Source organism: Peribacillus sp. P4_C12, from assembly GCF_056402095.1.
Genome location: NZ_JBFUIB010000737.1, coordinates 1 through 1,513 on the forward strand (window position 1 = coordinate 1; position 1,513 = coordinate 1,513).

1 protein-coding gene is annotated in these 1,513 nt (G+C 30.8%); it reads left to right on the plus strand.

What is annotated here, in order from left to right; all coding sequences use genetic code 11:
* Positions 1-438: 438 nt before the first annotated feature.
* Positions 439-1,011: a site-specific integrase gene (locus AC1DUW_RS28530; RefSeq protein ID WP_223305274.1), complete on the plus strand. Its 573-nt coding sequence runs from the start codon at positions 439-441 to the stop codon at positions 1,009-1,011.
* Positions 1,012-1,513 lie beyond the last annotated feature (502 nt).

Below are 1,513 nucleotides of genomic sequence, written 5' to 3' on the forward strand. Positions count from 1 at the left end.
TTATTATCGTAAATAAATTAAATGGGTAAAATTGTATAATGTCATCAGGAAGAGAAAGGATATTATTGTAAATTATAATCCAGAAAAAAAATACCAGTGTTTGAACTTCTACATTTTTCATAAAAAAAACAATAAAAGATAAAAAACAGGTCCCATAAATTGATTTTAAGGTGTCCATTTTTAATCGTTAGGGTATTTCATCGCGATTGTTATAAAGTCTTTCTAAACGCTATTAAAATACATTTAAGGAGATTGGGAGAATTAAACTCTATATCTATCAATAATATAAGAATATTCCGAATGTAACAAAGGACCTGTATTGATACATTCGGAATCGCGTCAAATCAAGGTTTTTGAGAGCATTATAATTAAAAAAACTTGCCTTTTTTTCGTCAATTCACGTACAATGAAAGAAGAGGAAAGGGGAATGAGTTACTCATGCAAGCAACCTCTCAAAGAATCAAAAATGTCCAGCCGATACGCCGACTGGATCACATAGATAAGATGAAAAAATCTCTATTAAAATATTGCAGCTACCGCGATTATATGATGTTCTCTATCGGGATTAACATTGGACTTCGAATCGGTGATCTTTTACAGTTACGTGTAAAAGATATCCTAGAGGGAACGCATATCGTCATTGTAGAGCAAAAGACAGAGAAAATTAAACGGTTCCTTGTCAACCCTCAACTTCGGAAAGAAGTCCGGAAGTATGTTCGGAAGATGAACCTGAAAAATGAAAACTATTTATTTCCTAGCCGAAAAGGAAATGGTCCAATCACTAGGGTACAAGCATATCGGGTTTTAAACAAAGCAGCAGAAATGGCTGATATTCCGGATGTTGGCACACATACACTCCGAAAAACATTTGGCTATTTGCATTATCAAAAATTTAAGGATATCGCTTTACTTCAACAAATTCTTAATCACTCCAATCCAAAAGATACGATGATATACATAGGACTCACACAGGATTTAATGGACGAAACATTGATGGATTTCTATTATTAAAAAAAGGATCAATAAGGTTCTTTTTTTATTTATCATAATAACATTATGTAAACTAGTTATTTTCAATTGTAATTCTAAATTTAAGAGTAAAATATCAGGATGAATCATTTGTCTATAAATTGGTGGTTCATCTTATAATAAAACCCAGGGGAATAAAATGAGGTAAATCAAAAAAAGTTTTGTTATTAAATATATTTACATATTAATTAAATATTCTTTTGGAATAGTTGTTATTTTATAGAACCATCAGCGCACATTATAAATCACTGGAAAGTAGAACTCCTTATATTTAGAAAAGATATTCAAATCTGTACTAACAAAATACTTGATGAATCTAAAATAAAGAGGGAAGAACATGAGGGGTTATTGCTCAACAGGAGTAATGACAGTGTCTTTTTCTTCTTATATTAGGTGTTAAATTCAATGGGAAAATGAGCTAAGGATAGTATAGATAACGAAGATCTTAGATAACTATTTTTTAGGGACATAACAAAAGAACCCT

Coding starts and splice junctions, on each gene's coding strand:
- AC1DUW_RS28530 (WP_223305274.1), top strand. CDS start 439: ATGCAAGCAACCTCTCAAAGAATCAAAAATGTCCAGCCGATACGCCGA.